Origin of the sequence: Allomesorhizobium aridi, assembly GCF_043769475.1 — a bacterium.
Classification (GTDB): Bacteria; Pseudomonadota; Alphaproteobacteria; order Rhizobiales; family Rhizobiaceae; genus Allomesorhizobium.
Genome location: NZ_CP171729.1, coordinates 18,986 through 39,316, shown reverse-complemented (window position 1 = coordinate 39,316; position 20,331 = coordinate 18,986). Strand labels below are relative to the sequence as shown.

Annotated in this window: 20 protein-coding genes and 6 pseudogenes; 13 read left to right on the top strand and 13 right to left on the bottom strand. The window is 58.1% G+C overall.

Features of this window, described 5'->3' with window-relative positions; all coding sequences use genetic code 11:
- The first annotated feature begins 139 nt into the window (after positions 1-139).
- Positions 140-484, top strand: a complete 345-nt coding sequence (locus tag ACG873_RS02070) for a helix-turn-helix domain-containing protein (protein ID WP_394890152.1) — start codon at positions 140-142, stop codon at positions 482-484.
- A gap of 708 nt (positions 485-1,192) precedes the next feature.
- Positions 1,193-2,062: a hypothetical protein gene (locus ACG873_RS02065; protein WP_394890150.1), complete on the top strand. Its 870-nt coding sequence runs from the start codon at positions 1,193-1,195 to the stop codon at positions 2,060-2,062.
- A gap of 67 nt (positions 2,063-2,129) precedes the next feature.
- Here ACG873_RS02065 and ACG873_RS02060 read toward each other — a convergent pair whose 3' ends face one another.
- Together ACG873_RS02060 and ACG873_RS02055 are read right to left on the bottom strand one after the other, a co-directional pair.
- Positions 2,130-3,083, bottom strand: a complete 954-nt coding sequence (locus tag ACG873_RS02060) for an Abi-alpha family protein (RefSeq protein ID WP_394890148.1) — start codon at positions 3,081-3,083, stop codon at positions 2,130-2,132.
- Between the two features lie 168 nt (positions 3,084-3,251).
- Complete coding sequence (locus tag ACG873_RS02055; RefSeq protein ID WP_394890146.1) at positions 3,252-3,443, bottom strand: hypothetical protein; 192 nt, start codon at positions 3,441-3,443, stop codon at positions 3,252-3,254.
- A 398-nt stretch (positions 3,444-3,841) separates the two neighbouring features.
- Here ACG873_RS02055 and ACG873_RS02050 point away from each other — a divergent pair, with 398 nt between their 5' ends.
- Entirely contained in the window at positions 3,842-4,111 is a 270-nt protein-coding gene (locus ACG873_RS02050) for a pyocin activator PrtN family protein (protein WP_394890144.1), read from the top strand.
- Positions 4,112-4,403: 292 nt separating this feature from the next.
- Here ACG873_RS02050 and ACG873_RS02045 read toward each other — a convergent pair whose 3' ends face one another.
- The 4 genes from ACG873_RS02045 to ACG873_RS02030 all read right to left on the bottom strand — a co-directional run bounded on the left by ACG873_RS02045 (position 4,404) and on the right by ACG873_RS02030 (position 6,066).
- Entirely contained in the window at positions 4,404-4,715 is a 312-nt protein-coding gene (locus tag ACG873_RS02045; RefSeq protein ID WP_394890142.1) for a DUF6804 family protein, read from the bottom strand.
- 14 nt (positions 4,716-4,729) lie between these two features.
- Positions 4,730-4,966, bottom strand: coding sequence for a hypothetical protein (locus tag ACG873_RS02040; protein WP_394890140.1), 237 nt, complete (start codon positions 4,964-4,966; stop codon positions 4,730-4,732).
- A gap of 266 nt (positions 4,967-5,232) precedes the next feature.
- The gene (locus ACG873_RS02035; protein WP_394890139.1) at positions 5,233-5,853 is read right to left on the bottom strand and encodes a tyrosine-type recombinase/integrase; all 621 of its coding nucleotides are present in this window, start codon (positions 5,851-5,853) and stop codon (positions 5,233-5,235) included.
- A gap of 54 nt (positions 5,854-5,907) precedes the next feature.
- Positions 5,908-6,066: a hypothetical protein gene (locus ACG873_RS02030; RefSeq protein ID WP_394890137.1), complete on the bottom strand. Its 159-nt coding sequence runs from the start codon at positions 6,064-6,066 to the stop codon at positions 5,908-5,910.
- A gap of 441 nt (positions 6,067-6,507) precedes the next feature.
- On the opposite strand from ACG873_RS02030, the pseudogene ACG873_RS02025 reads away from it, so the two are divergent.
- Positions 6,508-7,116, top strand: a pseudogene (locus ACG873_RS02025) (tyrosine-type recombinase/integrase); the annotation flags it as partial.
- Positions 7,117-8,678: 1,562 nt separating this feature from the next.
- On the opposite strand, the gene ACG873_RS02020 reads toward ACG873_RS02025, so the two are convergent.
- The gene (locus tag ACG873_RS02020; protein WP_394890135.1) at positions 8,679-9,242 is read right to left on the bottom strand and encodes a hypothetical protein; all 564 of its coding nucleotides are present in this window, start codon (positions 9,240-9,242) and stop codon (positions 8,679-8,681) included.
- A gap of 656 nt (positions 9,243-9,898) precedes the next feature.
- Between ACG873_RS02020 and dinB the strand changes: the two are divergent.
- From dinB to ACG873_RS01985, 7 genes and pseudogenes are all read left to right on the top strand, one after another.
- Positions 9,899-10,983, top strand: a pseudogene (dinB, locus tag ACG873_RS02015) (DNA polymerase IV).
- Positions 10,984-11,117: 134 nt separating this feature from the next.
- Positions 11,118-11,906, top strand: coding sequence for a hypothetical protein (locus ACG873_RS02010; RefSeq protein WP_394890133.1), 789 nt, complete (start codon positions 11,118-11,120; stop codon positions 11,904-11,906).
- A gap of 30 nt (positions 11,907-11,936) precedes the next feature.
- Positions 11,937-12,239: a DUF4158 domain-containing protein gene (locus tag ACG873_RS02005; protein WP_394890131.1), complete on the top strand. Its 303-nt coding sequence runs from the start codon at positions 11,937-11,939 to the stop codon at positions 12,237-12,239.
- A pseudogene (locus ACG873_RS02000) lies at positions 12,236-12,334 on the top strand (hypothetical protein); the annotation flags it as partial. The gene ACG873_RS02005 and the pseudogene ACG873_RS02000, both read left to right, overlap by 4 nt.
- Before the next feature lie 135 nt (positions 12,335-12,469).
- Positions 12,470-13,321 carry a hypothetical protein gene (locus ACG873_RS01995; RefSeq protein WP_394893842.1) on the top strand — a complete coding sequence of 284 codons (852 nt, stop codon included), beginning with the start codon at positions 12,470-12,472 and terminating at the stop codon, positions 13,319-13,321.
- A gap of 391 nt (positions 13,322-13,712) precedes the next feature.
- Positions 13,713-14,381 (top strand): annotated as a pseudogene (locus ACG873_RS01990) (Tn3 family transposase); the annotation flags it as partial.
- Complete coding sequence (locus ACG873_RS01985; RefSeq protein WP_394890129.1) at positions 14,359-15,285, top strand: tetratricopeptide repeat protein; 927 nt, start codon at positions 14,359-14,361, stop codon at positions 15,283-15,285. The pseudogene ACG873_RS01990 and the gene ACG873_RS01985, both read left to right, overlap by 23 nt.
- Before the next feature lie 42 nt (positions 15,286-15,327).
- Here the strand turns inward: ACG873_RS01985 and ACG873_RS01980 are convergent, their stop codons facing one another.
- Positions 15,328-15,666, bottom strand: coding sequence for a hypothetical protein (locus tag ACG873_RS01980; protein WP_394890128.1), 339 nt, complete (start codon positions 15,664-15,666; stop codon positions 15,328-15,330).
- Positions 15,667-15,823: 157 nt separating this feature from the next.
- On the opposite strand from ACG873_RS01980, the pseudogene ACG873_RS01975 reads away from it, so the two are divergent.
- Positions 15,824-15,964: pseudogene (locus tag ACG873_RS01975) on the top strand (integrase); the annotation flags it as partial.
- Between the two features lie 87 nt (positions 15,965-16,051).
- Here the strand turns inward: ACG873_RS01975 and ACG873_RS01970 are convergent.
- Genes ACG873_RS01970 through ACG873_RS01955 form a run of 4 tightly spaced genes read right to left on the bottom strand, consistent with a single transcriptional unit; the run spans position 16,052 to position 18,261 of the window.
- Entirely contained in the window at positions 16,052-16,615 is a 564-nt protein-coding gene (locus tag ACG873_RS01970; RefSeq protein ID WP_394890126.1) for an RES family NAD+ phosphorylase, read from the bottom strand.
- Positions 16,616-16,624: 9 nt separating this feature from the next.
- Positions 16,625-16,963, bottom strand: a complete 339-nt coding sequence (locus ACG873_RS01965) for a hypothetical protein (RefSeq protein WP_394890124.1) — start codon at positions 16,961-16,963, stop codon at positions 16,625-16,627.
- Positions 16,964-16,967: 4 nt separating this feature from the next.
- Entirely contained in the window at positions 16,968-18,014 is a 1,047-nt protein-coding gene (locus ACG873_RS01960) for a hypothetical protein (protein ID WP_394890122.1), read from the bottom strand.
- The gene (locus tag ACG873_RS01955; RefSeq protein ID WP_394890120.1) at positions 17,932-18,261 is read right to left on the bottom strand and encodes a hypothetical protein; all 330 of its coding nucleotides are present in this window, start codon (positions 18,259-18,261) and stop codon (positions 17,932-17,934) included. The genes ACG873_RS01960 and ACG873_RS01955 overlap by 83 nt, the downstream gene beginning before the upstream one ends.
- Positions 18,262-18,410: 149 nt before the next feature.
- Between ACG873_RS01955 and ACG873_RS01950 the strand changes: the two are divergent.
- Positions 18,411-18,737: pseudogene (locus tag ACG873_RS01950) on the top strand (recombinase family protein); the annotation flags it as partial.
- Between the two features lie 820 nt (positions 18,738-19,557).
- Here ACG873_RS01950 and ACG873_RS01945 read toward each other — a convergent pair.
- Positions 19,558-20,157 carry a 4'-phosphopantetheinyl transferase family protein gene (locus tag ACG873_RS01945; RefSeq protein ID WP_394890118.1) on the bottom strand — a complete coding sequence of 200 codons (600 nt, stop codon included), beginning with the start codon at positions 20,155-20,157 and terminating at the stop codon, positions 19,558-19,560.
- Positions 20,158-20,331: the final 174 nt, after the last annotated feature.

The following is a 20,331-nucleotide window of genomic DNA, read 5'->3' as shown; positions in this document are numbered from 1 at the left end:
TCGGCAAAACCGCCTGGTTTGCCTTGCTGGCAAAATGTCGCAAATAAAACACATCGGATGTCGCGTTTGCGCGATCGGTGATGCCAACCATTGGTCGTAGCAGTTCAGTCGTGTTCATCCAAACGCGAGGCGGACTGACATGAACGATACTAAGCTGCTGTCGATCCAAGACCTGGTGCGCGAAACGCGGCTGGGTCGCACATCAGTCTTTGAACTGATCCGCACGGGGCGGCTGCGCTCCATCAAGATCGGAAAGCGCCGCCTGGTGCGTGCCAATGATCTATCGACTTTCATCGACGGCCTCGCCGCGAAGCCGATTGCCATGCTTCTGCGGGGCGATAACATGGGTGCCGACGATGATGCAGTCTTTGCGCCAAGACGGGCAGGAGGATTGCCGGCGATGGGAACGTCATCGAACTGTTTCCAGGCGCATACAGCAAACCTGTCCCGATCGATGTGGCCGGCGCTGGAACTGAGCAACTGAGCGAAGCAGAGCGGATCACCATCAGGTGCGACATGCGCGGCCTTGGCCTTCCAACTCTTGTACATCAGCTGCGCCGCTTCCGGATCAATCCTCCCCTCCTTGTCCATCACCAAAGTCAATTGCCCATGGGAAAACCTGTTACGGGCCGTTCTAGCGGCTGCATACCTGTTCAAGGTCGGTTCCAACTCCGCGAAAGACAGCTTGGACTTAGCCTGATCGGCTTCGAAGACCTTGCGGATCAAAGCAATGCGCTTGTCGAGCGGCATGCCCATCAAGTTGCTCGCGCGAATTTCTTCCACGCGGCCGCTGTGGCGTCCACGGAAGATGACCTCGCTGACAAACAGCATGTCAAATTCCAATTCCAATCGAGATGACAGGGCCACAAGCCGGCCGAGTTCCGCGAGGAACGCATCGGGTGGATATGGAATGCTCATTCCTGCGGTCATCTCAATCACTCGCCATTTGCCCGCGCATGCCTGCACCTAACCATATTCCCCCGGCTGCACTACGGCATGTTTGCAAATGTTAAGGTGACGTCACGCGGCAACCATTCGTGGACCACTGTCGGCCAAATTACAGGTTTGCGCCGCAATGCCGTTTACGCCAAAGCAGGTGCAATTCGTCAGGGAATCCATCCTTGAAGCGCAAGAGCAAGCCGCCAAGGCGGAACTGTGGAATTACGTCAATCAGGGCGGCACGCCTGACAATGTGCCGATGGAAATCCGTCAAGCGGCGGGCATGGCTGCCGTGTCATCAGCCTGGGGTTATGTCGAGGCGGCGGCGAAGCGGCAGGAGATCGAAAGCGACGACGGCTTGCTGTACGCCATGCGCCGCGAAGCTGCGATGAGCCCGACTGAGTTTGCGGGCGTCGATCTGAACGATTACCGCGACCGTCTGTCGAAAGAGGCGATCAAGGAATTGACCGGGCTCCAGACAACGGCGCTGACCGATCAGCGCAAGGCTCGGGAGGAAGGCATCACACTGACGGCGGCGTTTTCCCAAGCCGAAAACCAATTGGCCGCTGTCGGCATTACGGCGGTCGGCAAAGAGGGTTCGGAGCGCGAAGCGGCTGCCAAGCGGATCGCCGCGTTCCAGAACGTGTTGGCCTCTGAAATGGAGACGTTTAAACGGCTGAACGAAAAAGCGCCGAACCAGATGGAAATTCAGGCGATGGTCAACAAGCTCCTGCTGCCGATCGTCGTCAAGCAGCCTGGAATGCTGTGGGATACGAACACTGAAGGCTTCATGTTCGAAGCCGGATCGCGGCCGGACGCGTCAACTGTCGATGTGGCGGTCGAGTATGCCGATATCCCGGTCGATCTCCGTCGCGGCATTTCGATTGATCTCGAACGCGAACTTGGCCGCAAGCCAAGCGAGGACGAGGTTGTTATGCGGTACGAGGATTTCGTTTTCGGTCGCGGGCCGACGCCGATCCCGGAACGCGTCCCGTACGATTACGAGAACGCGCTCCCAAATCGCTTGTTGAGGCCCTTCGCATATCTTCCAGCAAAGGCGCTGGGTTTGGCTGGCGATAAACTTCAAGAGTTTCGCGACCCGGCCGCATTTCCTCACCGGTAGGAAGATGATGCAGGCCGGGCCAGCATTCCCCAAGGTGTAGGAAGCGACAAAACAATCGCCTTCTGCATCAGCCACCGTGTTGTCCTTTGGCAATATCTCGAAGCAAGCCGCAGGCTTCCGCAAAACGCCTTCCGAACTTGCTCAGTTGCACCTCTAGCTGGATTTGTGGCCCGAACTTCTCCTTGGAAAACAGCTTTTCCGGCGCTGCAGCGCCTCGCTTGGTTGATTGTTCCATGTAAAGAATCTTACTGTTAAGATGCTCGATTGCGCGTAAAAGTTCCCGCTCATCCAACGAGTGCATTCGCAGGGAGCTCGAATTGCGGTCAAGAAGCGGAGGGCGTTCTATTATTCCTTGGCGCATCAAGTTTTCCGCCCACGCCGAATCCGAGAACATCGACAAGTTATTTTTTTCTTCTCTATCTTCAATTAATTTTATAGCCGCCCTCAGGCGACCTACATTTTCAGTTTGATGTTTTTTGATAATTTCTTTCTCTTCGGCGGTAACCTTGGCGAAATCTTTAGGTATAATTTTTTTTGCGTTTCGTTGCAAATCCTCATCCGTGCGGGCCGCGAAGGCAAGAAAATCAATAACCTTAGCATCCATCGGAGAAAGACTTTGAAGGACGCTTATAAACGGTCGCTCGGCGGAAACCTGGGAGTTCGGCTCAAGCGCTTTGGCGAACAAACCCGCCCACATGTCTCGCACATTTTCATCGTCGCTGAGAGAGAGCCCGCTAATGAGAAGATGAAGTTCTTCCTCCTTCGGAGGGGTGATGTCTTTCATGTCAACATTAGCAGCTTCAAGCTTCTTTCGAACCTCTCCAAGGCCAATGTGGGCATTGAGTTGACGTTTCCAGCGCATTCGATCTGCTGCGAGGCCAATCGTGTCCCCTAGCAGATTGCCCACTTCCGTCGCCCCAGGTTTTAGGAGTGAGGTGATGATCTCGGCAAGACTGCGATCAATTTCTTTACCGATACTTAGGCCTGTTCCGTTGCCTTCGCCCTTGTCATCTCCAACCATTCAATTACTCCCCGGCGGTCGATGCCTTCTAGTCTGACTGCCCGCTTTGAGACATCGACTTTGCGTTGAATATATCGCAATGAAGAATGCGATTTTGCCGACAGCCAAGGCCTTCGTGTGATGATATTCTGCCGGACAAAAACCTTTGTCGGCACAATTGCCACCTGCCTAGGTGGAATTGTCAGATTTAGTTGAGGAACGCTTGCCAGGTTTCTCGCGGCGCTCAAGCTCGGTTTCGATTGCGGTGCGGATCAGATCAAGCCGATCCTCGCCGTCCTTTAGGGCGGCATCCATCCTAGCCTTTGCCCCTTCGGGCAAGGTCAGGTTGATGTTTTCCGCCCACAGCTTTTTCCGGCCCATGGCGAGCAGATTGCATGTACATGAAATCGTGTCAATGCGTCTTTTTCGTGTACATGTTATTGACGGCGTATGTAGGTGGTGCGACTGCGAACACCGTGAAAGGAAGCACCCATCAAAAACTCTGCCGCTCTCATCGACGCCGAACTGATCTCGCTCGGCCGCTGGCTGCATAAGGCCGCTATTGCCGCGAAGAACATCATCGACGCCATTCCCGATCATTTCGCTCCAAGCGACGAAGGTGCGCTGATTGACGCTGCGAGTGCGCCCGCGTTCGCCCTAGCGGAGAAAGTCAGTTCGATGCCGGTACGCAGCGCGGCCGGCCAAGCTGCGAAAGACGCTGCGTCTGCGTGATTCGATGGGACCTATTGGGCGGGTGACAACAAGGAGGTATTAGCCGGATGAACACCGCGTTTTTGTTGATGGCGCAGTACGACGGCGCGGCTGTGATCCCGCTCGAAAAACTGTGTCGTGACTATTTCAGTCACCTGACGCCGACACAGTTCGCCAGGAGGGCGACAGAGGGCGAAATTGACATCCCCGTGATCCGCATCGAAGGCAGCCAGAAGGCCGCTAAAGGCGTCCACCTATCCGACCTCGCGGCTTATATCGATGCCCGCCGTGCAGCCGCGCAGAAGGAGAACAACCAGCTTCAGGGGCGGCGAACATAGTCGCGGGATTACCTTAGAACCGTAAGGTAGAGCCCGGCACAATCTGCCGGGCTCTACCCGTTTTAGCCCGGTTTGGGAACTAACCAATTGTCTAATTACTGCCAGCAATCGCGACCAAGCGCCGGGCTCTCTTGCCAGATCATCGGCGTCATCATCTTCAAGGTAGGTATCTGCTTCGTAGGGACTGCGGCCTGTGAATATTTCATATTCAAGGTTGGTTGGTTACATCGTTCAGCGCCCAAAATTTTCAACCGTGTTGCAGCTTGTCATGACTAACTCTCCAAATCCGCCCTTATATATTGCCGTGTTCGCTTCCGGGCGTGGCCGGGTTCCGATAAGCCGTGAAGGCAAAAAGGCCCGCTCCGATTAAATCGAGGGGCATCCAAATTTCCCTGGAGAGATGCACTGGCAATACGGGATTGAAAACAAGGGCGGCGAAGAACAGCGCATATGCTAGCTTTTCATCGGCCGATCGGACGACGAAGCCGCAATAAATGCCTGCGCCGAATACGACCAACCTCATCAGTTGGTAATACTCATATGGCCAAGGCAGGATGGCAGCGGCGAGCGCGACTGCGGCGATGACGGCGACAATTCGAATCATCGGTGGATCAGTTCCTAAAAGCCAAGGACGCGGGCTGGTGTGGGGTCGCCTCCGCCCAAATACATGATCAGCCATACTAGCCACGTTATGGGCCATATGGCCGCTAGAATGCCGTCGAGGGTTAGGTTGGTCAAAAGCTTCATCGCAACGCTGGCTGATCCCTGCCAAGTGTCTACGACATTCAAAATGTAAGTGATCGGCCCGCCCAGCATGAAAATTATGCCCAGCGGAGCCAGCAGCAAATCTTTCATCCTTTGATCCCCCAGTTCCGATATCGAGAATCGCAGATACAAGCCCTAGCTGCAAGTGGCCTTGGCGATCAGGTCATGGCGTGGCCCGCCGTTGCAGTGCCGGTGCAGTGTGGGCGAAAAGGTGGCCGCGATTGATCCTGACCAAACCTCCTATATGCTTACCGGAAGCATGGGAGACGATATGTCCTTAAACCCCAAGAGCATGGCGATTTTGGCGGCGGCGTTTGTAGCCGGCGTGGTCGCAACGTCAATGTGGGATCGGGTGACTACTTACGAAGAGTGCTTTCTGTCCAAGAGCCGGGGCCAGGATCGCCGCGCGTTGTCGATTGTCCATGACCTATGTCGGAAGCGGTTCCCCAAGGAGTAGAAATGAGGCTGGCATCACCAGTGAGGCGGACGACGTTGCCCGCTTTCTCCCTTCCGTCAATGACAGCCTGTAAATGCACCTGCCAAGCCGTCAAGGCGGCTTCAACGCGGTGGTCGAGGTTCGGCCGGCTGTAGTGCCGGATCAGCGTGCGCGTGTCCCCTGTTCCGCGCTGGTGGCCGATGACAGCCGCAATCGTGTCGAGCGCGATGCCCATTTCGTCCATTGCGGAAACGACCGTGCGGCGCAAGTCGTGCGTCGTAAAGTGAGCGATCGGCCGAGCGCGATGATTCAATGCAAGGCCGATGTCGTCGGCGCGAAGTGACCGCTTGCCGTCCAGCGTGCGGAACAGTTCGCCATTCGGCCTGCCCCTCAAGGCTGTCTCGGCAATCTCTTTCGCCATCCCGGCCATCGGCGTCACGCGCTCACGCTTGTTCTTGCTGCGGCTCGTCGGAAGCCGCCAAATCAACCGCTCGCCCTCGTACGCCAGTTCGCCCGCTCTTATGCCGGCAATCTCGCCCACCCGTGCGCCCACGAGCAACTGTAGCTTAGCACGGCGATTGCGTCGGGCGGCATGTCATCCGCGCCCATCATCCAGCCATTTCCAGAAGGCACGGATTTCGTCGGCGGAAAGCACGCCGTCCCTTGTGTGTCGCGCAGGCTGATGACCGATGTGCTCATCGTCCTCCAAGCTCACCAATTTGAGCAGAACGACAACATCCTGGCTCTTCATCATAGCAATCGCTTCTGTCCTTTGTTCTCGGACAGACGACACTAAACCATGTGACAGGCCGCGCGCCGAGAGGGCAAGCAGCTCCCTGCCTCCAGCCATATATGGCGCAGATCGGACCGAGCTCGAAGGTTCATGACTGGCTAAAGCTACTTTGGCCACGAAGGGCGGCGGCCGGCCGCCCCGTACCTGACCTGACGAAATAAAGCGGGAAATCGAGGAAGAGGCAGGCGGCGAATGCGCCATCTGCCTCGGTCACACCAATTCCTGCAAGGCCGCCCACAGCGTTCCGATGACGTCGACGAAGAACAATCATCCTGAACCTGATTGGCTCTGCGCCAACCACCACTCCAAATTCGACAAGCACAGCTACGGCCCAAAACCCGAGAACGCCGAGTTCGTCGCCAGCTTCCAGCAGTCAATGACTTACTATCGGCGCGCCCTATGGAGGACGTGATCGCCATGCTGGAGACGCCCGATCGTGGCACGCTGCGCGCCTGCGCGACCGCGCAATGCTGCTGAACGGCTTTGCCGGCGGCCTCAGACGTTCCGAAATCGTAGGCTTGGATTGTGGCCGCGACCAGACCGAGGATGGTCGCGCTTGGGTGGAAGTCCTCGATAAAGGCGCCTTGGTAACGCTGCGCGGCAAGTCCGGCTGGCGCGAGGTCGAGATCGGCCGTGGCTCATTGGATGCTACGTGCCCCGTGGTGGCGCTGCAGACCTGGCTGAGACTGGCACGGATCGCCCACGGCCCCCTTTCCGACGAGTGACGGTCATAGCAACGCGGTCGGAGCCGAGCGGCTCAATGACCAGGAGGTGGCGCGGCTGGTCAAACGTGCGGCGCTCGCCGCCGGCGTCCGCGGCGACCTGTCAGAGGGCGAGCGGGCGCAAAAGTTCTCGAGGCATTCGCTGCGCGCTGGCCTTGCCTCCTCGGCCGAGGTCGACGAGCGTTATGTCCAAAAGCATCTCGGTCACGCCTCGGCAGAGATGACGCGAAAGTATCAGCGCCGAGGCAATCGTTTCCGGGTCAATCTCACCAAGGCCTCCGGCCTTTGAAAAGCCCCTCCCCTCCCCCGGTTGAAGCGGCTACGAGACGGGCGGGATGGACGAGATTTCAGCTTAGCGTCTACGATGCTGCTCACCGAACGGGAGAAGCGAATGCCATGTTAGCTTCCGGATAAGAAAATCAGCGAAACACCACAATGGGCCGTGGCCGGATGATGGCCGGACGATGAATCACCGGCCGGTCCCAAGGATCGAAAGCCGACGCGCTTCTCAGGTCCGCGCGGCGCGCGAGATCGATGCGCTGCAGACATTCGGCGAAAGCATCGTTCTTCCCGACGAAGCCGTAGTACCGGCATTGCGCCTCGTCCTCGGCAACGGAGGTCTTCCGCCGTCATGCAGCCTGTGCAGATTGCGGCCAGCGCGACCACCATCGCCGTCTTATACCACATACTGTCCTCCTCGACACAAAAGTTGATTGTAGGGATTCTGGGAAAACATTAGATCGCCCGCAGCACCTAGTGCTCTGACTATGGCGATCTCTGTGAGCTTTTGCGTAATGCTGATGCCCCCCGATCATCGTATCCTTCATTTGCCGTCCTCTCCGCTCTGTGGCCTATATCAACCACATCGTTGGCACTTTCGATGCCGTCTGGGGAGGGCGGCAACCACTCCATCTGCCAAGCGACACTTTCGATGATCTTGGCGGTGAAATATTTGATCGCGCAGTCCGGATGGAGCGTCATCGTTGCAGGATTGGCGTCTGGCGCTGGCCGGTAGAGGATCGATGGCAGAATTTGCGTTTCGAACAAGGTCAGGACGTCGAGCCATTTGAAGGCGGTCTTGCGAAGGCAACTCTAATAGAGATTGTAGCCGTCGATGTAGACTCTTGTTCGTAACGCTGGCACTCCTTGCTCCCAAGACATAAAAAAACCGGCTTGCGCCGGCTTTTTCCCCCAACCGCCCGGAGCACATGTCTCTCAGGATGCTGGGTTAGTTGTTAGCTCTCAACATAGTGTTGGGTGGCCCTTTAGTCAACCGATATTGACCGCCACCCACGTGTTGAACCGGCGATTTTGCCGTGAATTCACCTAAAACAGGCCTGCCTCGGGAAATCTGCAACGGAATGACACTGTCCTCCACGGGCACTGAATCAGGAGAAGGCCACCGCCCGTTCCGGTGGCCGCTCTCTATGCCGAGGGCATGGAGCCGGCCTGCGCCCGTCTCCGCCGATCCCGGTAACGATCGCTTGTCCAGCGGCTGTTTGCGCACCCGGCACTGAGGCCCGCTCCGGGCCACATTGCTTGTTTCCGCCCCATGACATCGCCGGCCAGGCCGGTCAAGCGGCCCGTGAAGGTGGAAAATCTTCCGCGCCAGTCCGCGAGCGGACCCGAGAAGATCCCCCACCTTCCGCACCACGCCACTTGACAGTCCCGCCCGCCGCAGTGGGACGGGCTTTCGCCATTCCCCCGGAAAGACCGGGGAGGCTTCGCCCGAAAGGGCTTTCCCTTCGGGAAACACACACTCAGGACACAGACCATGACCGAACTCGCAAACTTCATCCGCCTCAACGAGGACGGCACCTATCTCGATGGCGTCGTGCGCTGGCGTCTGTGCTAATCGAAACGACGTTCTTCCACAGGTGCAATCTTGCTTTTGTCAAATAAAACCACCTCGTACGAGCTTCCATATTCCGTCTTCACTCCATCCAAGCCGTATCTCTGCGCCAAGGTAGCCCATGCGCCTAATTCATCAGGAAACACTTGATCACCCTGCTCGTCCATGACCGCTAATTTGAGGGGCTCTTGCGCCTCGATAACAAAGTACTTTCCAGAACTACCTGCATAGCCGCGTGCCGCGTTTACATCGTTTTCTGAGGTCATCCAAATTGCTTCGCCCGTGTGCCCGCTTTGCCCCGAACCGCCCCACACCCCATCCCTATTAGCGTGGTTGAACTTTGTTCCCGCCGGAAGTTCTTCCATCTTCTTCCTCTCCCAACCAACTGAGGCTGCCTGATGTATGTGGTGAACGGTTTGCCCCTTGTCCTCAGCCGAAACCTGACTACTCGGTACGAGGACGATCACGGTCGCAGCAAGGATCATCCCCTTCCAGAAAGACGGGGGATGCATTCGATGAATCGGGATGGCCGCGGTGGCGGTCTCTTTCGGTGAGGATCTCATGTAAGGATTTCCTTGTGCTCGTTTGTGAATTGTCCGCCATCGCATCCGTTTCGCGATCGTCAAGTCGAACGGAACTTGTATAGCGGCCAGAACTGACAATAGCCTGAAAGCATTGCGCGAAGGTCAGCGACTTGCTGTATGTTAGAACGTGCTTTCCTTGATTCGAAAGGTGGGATCCGCGCCAGCTAGCGCAATTTGCTGCCTTGGGCAATGTTCGCCGAGCGCGGAGGAGAAGATGCTGCGATGGCTTGAAAAGGTTTCGACATCCGCTAACACCTTGCGCTGGCCGCACGCGTGGGTGATGACGCAGGGAGCCCGTCCATGGGCGTGGTGAAATAGAAAAGATTGGGCTCGCTATCGCCGCGAGCAACAGCCGCGTGTGGATCTCCGATCGCCGTTGGCATCGCCTTGGGATGAGGCCAAGCATCTCGCCCGTCCGTTACCGAATGATGCGCTGATCATTTCGTCGCGCGAACCGTACGGATCCACGATCGTTTCGAAATCCGGCGAACCGATTGAGCAAGGCAGCTTGCTTTAGCGCACGCCGGCCTTGGGACAAGATTACCGAAAGAAAGCGCCGTTGCGATTTGCTGCCATCGTGATACGTTCCCTAATTGTTCCAACGGGTTCGTGCCGCCCTGACATCCGGTAACACCATGAATGACACCGCCCAGGTCCGGAAAATCATCCACGTCGACATGGATGCTCTTTATGCCTCCGTCCAGCGATAATCCGGAGCTGCGCGGCAAGCCAGTCGCTGTCGGGGGAGCTGGTGCCCGAGGGGTGTTGACGACCGCAAGCTATGAGGCCCGCGTATTCGGCGTGCGCTCGGCAATGCCGTCGGTCACCGCCGCACGCAAATGCCCGAAGCTGATTTTCGTGAAACCGCGCTTTGAGGTGTATCGAGCCATCTCACAGCAGATCCGGGAGATTTTCGCCGAATACACACCGTTGGTCGAACCGCTATCACTCGACGAGGCTTATCTCGAAGTGACGGAAAATCTGAAGGGCATGCCGATCGCCACCGAAATCGCCCTGGAGATCCGCGCGAAGATCAAGGTGGTGACCGGGCTGAACGCATCGGCCGGCATCTCTTACAACAAGTTTCTCGCCAAGATCGCGTCCGACCTTAATAAGCCGAACGGCCAGGCCGTGATTACGCCGAAAAACGGTCCGGCCTTTGTTGAGGGGCTCGCGGTCAAGAAATTCCATGGCGTCGGCCCTGCGACCGCCGATAAGATGCACCGGCTTGGAATCGAGACCGGCGCCGACCTGAAAGAAAAGTCGCTTCAGTTCCTCGTCGAGCATTTCGGCAAGTCCGGACCGTACTTTTATGGCATCGCTCGCGGCATCGATGATGCGCCAGGTCCGGCCGGACCGTATCCGCAAGTCCGTTGGCGCGGAAGATACCTTTAGGGAGGACATCATTGATCTTGACCTTGCGACAACTGAGCTCAAGCCGCTGGCTGAAAAGGTTTGGGGCTATTGCCAGGCGAAGGGTTTCAGCGGCAAGACGGTCACGGTGAAGATCAAGTATTCGGACTTCACTCAGGCGACCCGCAGCAAGACCACCGCCCTTCCCTTCGCCAGCGCCAACGACATCATCGATGCGGCGTCAGGGCTGCTTGAAACCGTGTACCCCTTCAAACGCTCGGTGCGCCTCCTTGGCGTAACGCTCTCGTCGCTGACGAACGAGCGAGAAGACGGCGCCTACGAGAACCAACCACAGTTCAATTTCTAACCCCGCCGGAAGCGAGAAAATACGCTGTTATCAGCTGTCGCCGCCAACAGTGCCGACCCGTAAACGCCTCTAGACAATCAGACCTTTGAACGTACTCTTGCGAAAGAACTGATGCGCGAACTGCCGGGTTATTTTTGACCAATATTTTCTTCTTAGACGAGAGCGGGAATACAGGCGACCTCGTGAAAGCAGGCGCAAATCTTGGCTTTGGTGATCAATCGATATTCGTCTTGGTCGCCGTCGGAATCGACAATGAAGCCGCGCTTGCCGCCGAGTTCTCACGCCTGCGCACGATTCACCGCATACAAGGCTCAGAGCTGAAATCGAAGCGGCTGGTCGGAAAGCCAGGCGTCGCAGCCGACATTGCGAAATACTTTCAACATCGAAGATTGCCCGTCTTTGTCGAGGTGGTGGACAAGCGGTTCTTCATCTGCGCGACGATGGTGAATCACTTTGTCATTCCCCCAGTCTCGCAGGAATTCGACGGCCGCCGCGATGTCATGGAAATGAAGAACCATGTCGCGGAATATCTCCATGCTCTGGCCCCGTTGCCAGTGCTTCAGTCATACATAAACGCCTGTTCAGCGCCTTCTATCTCCGCAACGCGATCAGCTTTCGTAGAGATGGCCGGCTGGCTTGATAGTCGAGCCGCCACTGACGGCAATGACGAATTTATCTTGAAGTTCGTCCGCGATACGATCGACGAATTCGAACAGGGAGCGCGGTCGCCGGATGGCGAGGTCAATCTTTACCTTCCCGACCCTGATCTCAGTAAGGCATCAAACCCCTTTTGGATGCTGCCCAACCTGTCCTCGCTCACAAACATCTACGGCCGAATAGGCCTAATCGGCCCAAAGCTGCGATTTTGGCCAAGTTGTGGAACGTTGCCCGAACGGATTGACCGGTATGGCGTCGTCGCCTGAGAATTCACTCCTGGAAGAGGGAGTGGATGTATGGGTTTGCGCGTTTCGCCCGAGGCATTGACCGGGGAGTGGAGCCTCTCTTTTGCCGACATCGGCTTTGCGAAGGCCAAGTCGGCCGGATCGAGGCTCGGACTGGCGGTTCAACTGAAGTTCTTCGCCGCGTACGGATATTTCGCCACCGCGGCGGCTGAGGCTCCCGACGAGGCGGTTTCGTATCTGGCCGAGCAGCTTGGCGTCAGCAAGGCAGATCTCTGCCGGTATGATTTTTCGGGGGGCGTTCAGGGCGGCGCCATTGCGCCGAGATTTTGCGCCATCTTGGTTTCCGCCGGATGAAGCGGGCGGATCGAGGCACACTTGCGATCTGGATAGCGACGGAGCTTTGCCCTAGGGGAGCATCGGTCGCTGCGATGATGGAGGCTGTATTTCTGTGGTGCCGGGATCGCAAGATTTTCGGTCCGTCGTGCAAGGAGATGGAGCGGATAGTGCGCTCCGAGCGGCAACGCTTTCTGGAATCCTTTCTTGGCGGTGTTGCGGATCGGCTCCGCCCGGAAACGGTCGCGCTGATGGAAACATCGCTGGCCGATCCAGATAGCCCGACCGGGTTGCATACGATCAAAGGAGATGCGGGTGCAGCCACGCTGGACAACATGCTTGCCCTGGCTGATCGGCTTGCCTTCATCAAGAAGCTGGATTTGCCGCGGGATCTTCTATCCGCTGCCGGCAAGACCTGGATCGATCAGATCGTTCGGCGGGTCGGCGCCGAAAAAGCGTCGGAGATGCGCCGCCACGCCTCGAGGCGGCAACTGGGACTCTATACCGTTTTCCTGATGATGCGGGAAGCACAGATCATCGACGGCATGGTCGACCTGTTGGTGGAGACCATCCACAAGATCGGGGTGCGTTCGAAGCGCAAGGTGGTGGCCGGCATCGCGCGTGACATCGAGAAGGTTTACGGCAAGGAGCGGCTGCTGATCGATATCGCGGGTGCCGCGATCGAGGCGCCGGGTGGCCGGGTCTGTGATGTGATCTTTCCGGTAGCGGGCAAGGAAAAGCTAGCGGCGATCGTCAAGGAGTATCGGGCGAAGGGCACGCTCGAACGGCGCATCTACCAGGTTATGCGTGGATCCTATGCCGGTCACTATCGAAGAATCCTGCCGAAGCTTCTTTCGGTTCTGGAGTTTCGTTCGAACAATGCAGTGCATCGGCCCGTGCTTGGGCGTTGGACTGGATCAGGCGGGCCTTCGAAACCGGATGCCGCGTTGTGCCGCGGAACGGGGTGCCGATCGAAGGGGTCATTCCGCCGAAATGGCGCAGCGCGATCATCGGAAAGGATGGGCGAATCAACCGGATCAGCTATGAGCTTTGCGTCCTCAGCCAGTTGCGCGACCGCATCCGGGCCAAGGAAATCTGGGTGATCGGGGCGGACCGCTATCGCAATCCGGACGACGATCTGCCCAAGGATTTCGAGAGCCGACGGACGGCCTACTACAACGCGCTCAACCTGACGTCGGATGCGCGAGCTTTCACGCGCAAAATCCAGGCCGAGCTTGAGCGGGAACTGCGGCTGCTGAATGCCGAACTCCCCCGCAACGACAAGGTACGCATTCTCTGGCGCGGCGAGAACCGCATCTCGATCACGCCGTTCCAGCCGCTGCCGGAACCGCAGGGCCTACGATCGGTCAAGGCCGAGATCGGCCGGCGTTGGCCGATGACGGAACTGCTGGACGTCTTGAAGGAGACGGCACTCGACACCGGCTTTCTGGACGCCTTTGAAACGTCGGCTTCCCGTGTGGCGCTTTCGCGCGGTTTGCCTTCTGCCATCTGCTCGGGTTTGAACTGGCGCCACGCCTTAAGGCGATCGCTCGGCAGAAGCTGGCGCTGCCGCATCCAGGCCTGCGCGCTGAATTGCCCAATCTGCTTCCAATTCTTTCCAGCGTCATCAACTGGGAGGAGATCGAGCAGCAGTATGACGAGATGGTCAAATATGCGGCTGCCATGCACAGCGGGTTAGCCGATCCCGAAGCGATCCTGCGCCGCTTCGCCCGCGCCGAGGTGATGCACCCGACCTACAAGGCCCTCGCCGAACTCGGCCGGGCGATCAAGACGATCTTCCTGTGCCGGTATTTGCGCCACGAGAAATTTCGCCGCGAAATCCACGAAGGCCTGAATGTGGTCGAGAACTGGAACAGCGCCAACAGCTTCGTCTTCTTCGGCAAGGGTGGCGAGATCGCCTCGAACCGGATCGATGAGCAGGAGATATCGGTGCTGGCCCTGCATCTGCTGCAGGCGTCGCTTGTCTATGTGAACACGCGCATGATGCAGTCCGTGTTGAGCGAGCCGAAATGGTCGGCGCGGCTGACGCCGGAGGATTATCGCGGCCTGACGCCGCTGATCTACGGGCACGTCAATCCTTATGGCCGCTTCAACCTCGACCTGAACACCCGGATCGATTTTGAGCAGAAACAAGCGGCGTGAAGCATCGAAGGGAATGGTAGAAACTAAGAAGCCCCGAAAGAAGGCAGTGGCGAAGAAGCCGGAAATGACAATGCTCTGCCTCCGATGCCAGACCGGCGCGGCATGGAGGGGTTCATGGCAGGTCTTTTTCGGCGGAGGGCTTGGGAGCGACCCGACGGACGCTGCGCAAGACATCATGTATGAGGCTTGGGAAGCAACCAGTCGCAGCAAGCGTATTTCGCTGGCCAGGAAAGCGCTTAAAGTCTCGCCGTTGTGCGCCGACGCCTATGTGCTGTTGGCCGAAGAAGAGGCAGGGTCTGTCGAGGAAGTGCTGGACTGCTACCAGAAGGGCGTCGCGGCGGGTGAAGAGGCGCTGGGCCCTGACGGGTTTGAGGAATATGCCGGTCGCTTCTGGGGTTTTCTCGAGACGCGCCCCTACATGCGGGCGCGGGCAGGTCTTGCCGCCGTACTCTGGCGGCTTGGTCAGCATCAGAAGGCCATTGACCATTATCAGGCAATGCTCAAGCTCAATCCGAACGACAATCAGGGCATCCGCTACGTGCTGGCCGGGCATTTGCTGGCGCGCGACGATATCAAGGCCCTGAGGAAGCTTCTCAAACAGCACGAAGACGATGGCGCTGCTGCATGGCTCTACACGCGGGCACTTCTTGCCTTTCGTGAAAACGATCCGGGCGCCGGCAAGCTTGCCGAGGAGGCCTGGCTCGCGAACAGCCATGTGCCTGGCGTCCTTTCCGGCAAGCAGCCTTTGGTTGCTTCCATCGACGGCTATATCACCTTGGGGGGCGAGGATGAGGCAGCAGACTACGTCGAGGAAAACGGCCAGGCCTGGCAGGCCACGCCCGGTGCAGTCGCGTGGCTGGCGGAGGTGACCAGAAAGCTGAAACCACGACGACGACGTAACTGACCGCCCGGAACCGATGGGCGTCGTCTCACGCGGTACTGTCTATCAGGTGAGGAAGGGCAAATGACAAAGGGCAGGCTCATAACCCGTCTGACGCCAGCGACGTGCGAAGAGATCCAGACCCGAATGCTCGAGGTCTGCCAGAAGATCGCTGAGGACCACGGCCTGGTCGGCGCCGGATGGCGCGGCACGGATACCGGATTCTCCTTCGAGCCCGTGTTCCGCGTCAGCATTCCCGCTTCCGACGGCACCGCGTTCAACCTCGAAAAAGACAGGTCCGAGTTTCTCGCAGAGCAATTCGGATTGGCCCCTTCGGACTTCGGACGCGAGTTCCGCACCGGAAGCGAACGGTTCCGGATCACGGCATCGATCCAAAGCGGCCATGCTACTCGATCTCCGCTGAGCGAATTCCCGACCGCAGAGGATTCAAATTTGCCCCCGAAAATGTCGCCATGCTCCTCCAACCCGAGGAGAGCAAGCCGTGAAGTTCTCCGATTGTTCCGCAAGTTGGCCAAAATCGCAGCTTCGGGCCGATTAGGCCTATCTCACAGAAACCGCCCGCCGCGGCATTCCGCTGCCCGAGGCCATGCAGCAGTCGCAGCACCGCTCCGTGCAGCAGGCGTCAAACTACTACAACGACGCCGAACGCACGCTCGGACGAGCTGCGAGGCTTCTTGTCTGACCAGATTGGCCAAGGCCTGATTTGCTGCTCCGATAGCGCTCGCCCCACGGCCTAGGCACTTGGAAGCTCAAAACGTCATCAGGATCATCAGCGGTCGATCGTTCGTCTGAGTTCGTTTCTGCGGGCACGCCAATCTGCCCAATCAACCGGCTCGGAATTGACGACGCTCAAATCGGTCGGAGTAAATCGCTCTGTGAAGATTACCAAGTTCTGACACGGCCAGCGCGCACTTGGAGCCAAGATGCCGTCGAAGCCGAGAAAGGCAGCCGCGTCGCCGATCTCCTGCGTTCGTTCGTAGGCGAGCGACCCGTACATTTCGGGCGAGACGCCGAGAACGTTCAATGCAGCAAGATCAGCTATTCTCAACGTTCGTTGGGTACTGACCGAAATCCGATGAAGAACCGACCGGATTTTCGAGGGAAAGACAGGTTGACGACTGAGGTGGAAATGAATCTCTTCGAGGGCGCCTTCGCGCTCCAGCGAAGTATAAAGAACATCGAATGTGCCGGGATCCCAGCGCGCCTGAGCCGGATACCCCTGCAACGGTTCCCGCTCTTCTCTCACGATACGCCAGACTTCGCCTTGAAACGACACGCCCTGATGAGCATCGAGTGCGTCAAGCAGATCCAGATCTCGCGCCCGTCGCTCCACTCGAAAACCTCAGACGTACGCGCCGGCGTCGAGCCGCTCAATCACCGCCAGGACTTCCTGCGTCCGGTCCGCATTAATGAGATCGATGGCCCGTTCATTGCTGAGAAGAGGATGGCGCGAATGCAGCCAAAGCCGCGTTTCGTCGGCCGTGTAAAAATCTGAAAGACGATCGACGACATAGCGCAGGTCCGCAATGACCGTCTGGGTGCGCAGATTTGGGGAACCGTTGCCATGCGACCACCGCGACACGGTCGCCGTTGAAACGTCAACAATGTTGGCGATGTCCTTGCCTTGAAGGCCGCCTCGTGACCGCAGATCATCCAGAATCCGTGCTACAGCTGTGCTCATGACATTACCTACTGCGCGAAGCAGCGCTAGACACCTTCGCCTGCCGGCGCGGCGGGACCAGCGCGCGTGGTTGGCCCGTAATCGTGCCGTTTAAGGCATCCAAAACGGCGTGCATTTTTTCCAAGCGAAGACTGCTGCGCTGCAAGACCTTGGACAAGCCCTCGTCTGACACCTTCAGTTTTGCCGCCGATCGTGCCGTTCGCTCGGCAGCGGCAAATTCCTTTTCGAGAAAATGCTGAGCGCGGCGCAACTCCGGGACACCGGACAGCTCTTCAATCTGGCGAGACCGCTGACGCAAATAGTGCGCCTTCGGGTCTTTCAAAGTGTCACTGAGGCCGTTCGGGCAGCAAGACCGGTCATGGCAGCTCAGAACCGACCTGGCGCCTTGCGCCGCCATCAGGATATCGACCTGCTTGACACTCAGCAGTCTATCCAATCCTGCAATTAGGACGCGCTTTTCTCGACCGCCGCCACCGGCCTGCGGAGGTTTGCTCCAATCGCTCGCGTCAAAGCGTTCCTTTTCGGCGACGCCGTGACAAATACCCCCTGCTGCACCGAACGCGGGAATAGCGACGCCCACCAGACCTCCAACGCCGTCGGCGACGATCGGGCGCTCCAAGCGCTGAAAATCCATCATTGCCGCGATATAGCGGCGTAAACCCGCAGGCGTGGCATCCGAGCCGAAACCGGACACCCGGAACCACAGTTGGTCGAAAGGAACATTGTTCAGTCCCGCGATGAAAGCCCGGCGCTGTGCGGGATCGCGAAGCGCGGCATTTTTGATCATCAGCGGGTAATCGACGCCAATATGTTTTCCGCCTTCGACATCAAGTGCCCGACGCAATGCAGATGCGGCTTCACAATCGAGCGCGAAAAGCTTGTCAGTCGAGCTTTCGAGTATGTGAGCGGGCGCCTGCACGGCATGAAAGCCCTGCTTTACCGCGAAACGCGCGATCTGGCCTATAATGTCACGGTTCGCATTCGGCCGCAGGTCGTCGGGGGTTAAAACGCTGTCGGGATTTGCCCAAGGCGCGCTCTTTGGCAGCGCCACTGAACCGGCCGGCCGACGAAAGTTCCGCTACGTTGGTATCCAGGATGAGTTCGCCGCCGGCGTCCGCAAGTGCCGCCATGAGATCGTGCTGCCTAAGCGCAGATGACGCCTCGATCACCACCCGATCGACCATCATTTTGCCCGATCCGAGCAACGTCTCCAGTTGCCGGTGACCGCTGGTTCCGACCCGCAGAAAATGCCCAACCGGCTTTGGCTGGCCATGCAGATAGACGACATTCTTGCTCATGGCTAAAACTCCATGCCTGTGCTTACGAAATGATTTCACGAATGTCAATCCATGAAACTATTCTGTAACCGCTGACCTCAAACGGTCGTTTTCTGGAACATTCCTTATGTGTACAAACGCCCTAAAATCACCCTCGAAATCAACCAACTGTGCAACCGACAGCTCTCCCGATCCGCCGCCTCATTGCCTATGCCCGTGTCTCGACCGAGGATCAGGCGACCGGCGCCTAGGTCGACGAACTCAAGGCGGTCGGCTGCCGCCTGATCCATCAGGAGCATGGCTCCGGCGCCTCGCGCTCACGGCCGGTGCTGGCGAAACTGATGCGCGACATCGCCGCCGGCGACGTGCTTGTCGTCGTTCGTCTCGATCGCCTCGCCCGCTCCGTCAGCCATCTGCTCGAGGTCATCGAACGGCTAGAGGAGCGCGGCGCGCATTTTCGCTCGCTTCGCGATCCGATCGACACCTCGACGCCGCAGTTGGGAAAGACGCGCTTTCCCGTGGTGGTGGCTTCCCTGCGGGCCCCAGACCGTTCGATCTGTTCGGTGCAGCTCACCCTTTTGCACCCGACACGGCCAAAAAAAGCGGCGCTGGACGAGCCGCGCCGCATCATTGGCCCGAGCCGGGGCTTTGCCTTGCGGCTCGCCCCAGCGGCCGACATCCTTGGCATTGTCGAAGGCTATGAGACCGTCCATGCCGCAATGCTGCGCTACGGCCTGCCCGTCTGGTGCTCTCACTGGGAGCACCACGTTTGCCATTTCTTCAGCTGCCCGAAAGCGTACAGCGGATCGTCGTCTTCGCCGATCCGGACAAGCCCGGCCTCACTGCGGCCGAACGCGTTCGCGAAGCCAACCCTGAGCGCGAGGTCCTCATTCACAGACCGCCTGACGACCGCGATTTCGCGAAGCTGTAGGAGGATGATCCAACGCCCGAGACCTAACCCCTGGGTCTTCTGCTGCGCGAAACATCCAGGGCAGACACCTAAACCTCTCGGCGGCCAGCTTGCCATCAGCTATGATCGCCAACCTCGCACCAATCGTCTGGCGAAGGGTGCCGTCGACCCAAAGACGCGGCAGGGGTCCACCATTTCTTGAGCGACTGTGCGCCATCGATGGCGAGCGGTCCGCTCCCCGTGCTTGCGGCACAGATCGCGAACCGACACCCCGTCCTCATGTTCCTTCAAAAATTCGGATGATCTGCTCTTCAGAAAGCGGCTACATTTCATGTCCTCGTCCTCTCGATGGGCCAGAACGAACGTCAACCGGACTAGATCAACGGGGCAAGGTCACCGCATGTCGGTCATGAATACGCCAACCCGATCACATTGTTGGAAATAAGTAACTCGAGCGAAAACGTGCAATTTGCCTTCGCCACGTACCCTAATCGCGCAGAGATATCAATTTCCACGTCCTGGAATTCAATGAAATGATTGTACAGTGGAAAATACGCCTTATATACCGCCTCCTTCAAAACGAAGAGGTCCCGCCGCTTGAGCAGATGTAGATCGTACATGCGTTGCTCGTTAGGGGTGGCAATCAATTCGATCAGGTTCTCCGGCAGAGGTTCATTAGGCTCAATGTCGATGCCGAGAGCCGAAATCCTTTTCGTCCCTGCAATGGCGGCGGCTGCTACGGTATCGTGGTGCGCCAAAGATCCGACGATGCCGGGTGGCCAGATCGGAACACCAGAGCGCGTCTTTAGGATCGGCAGTTGTGGGAATCCCAGTTGCCTAAGGAGTGTTCTGGCGACAACTCTTGCAGCACCGCTTTGGCGGCGAACTTTGGTGACAGCGCGTCTCAACGAGGTAACTTCGGAAGCGTACAAGGTGGAGTCGTCAGCCGGTTCTATTGGACGGATGCCGACGAGGATGTTCTGTTGATCAATGGTGATAGTCTCCATCCTGTCTGGTCCCTTTGAGCTTTTGGAATGAGAAGCTCAGCCAATGCAGCTTGGCCTTGGAATTGCTCGACTCGGTCGTCGATCAGCAGCGGCGGCAGACCACAAATGCTTCCCAACTTTGGATCACCGAGCCAGAACTCTCCGACGTTTGGGGATTGTCGCGATCCGAGACTG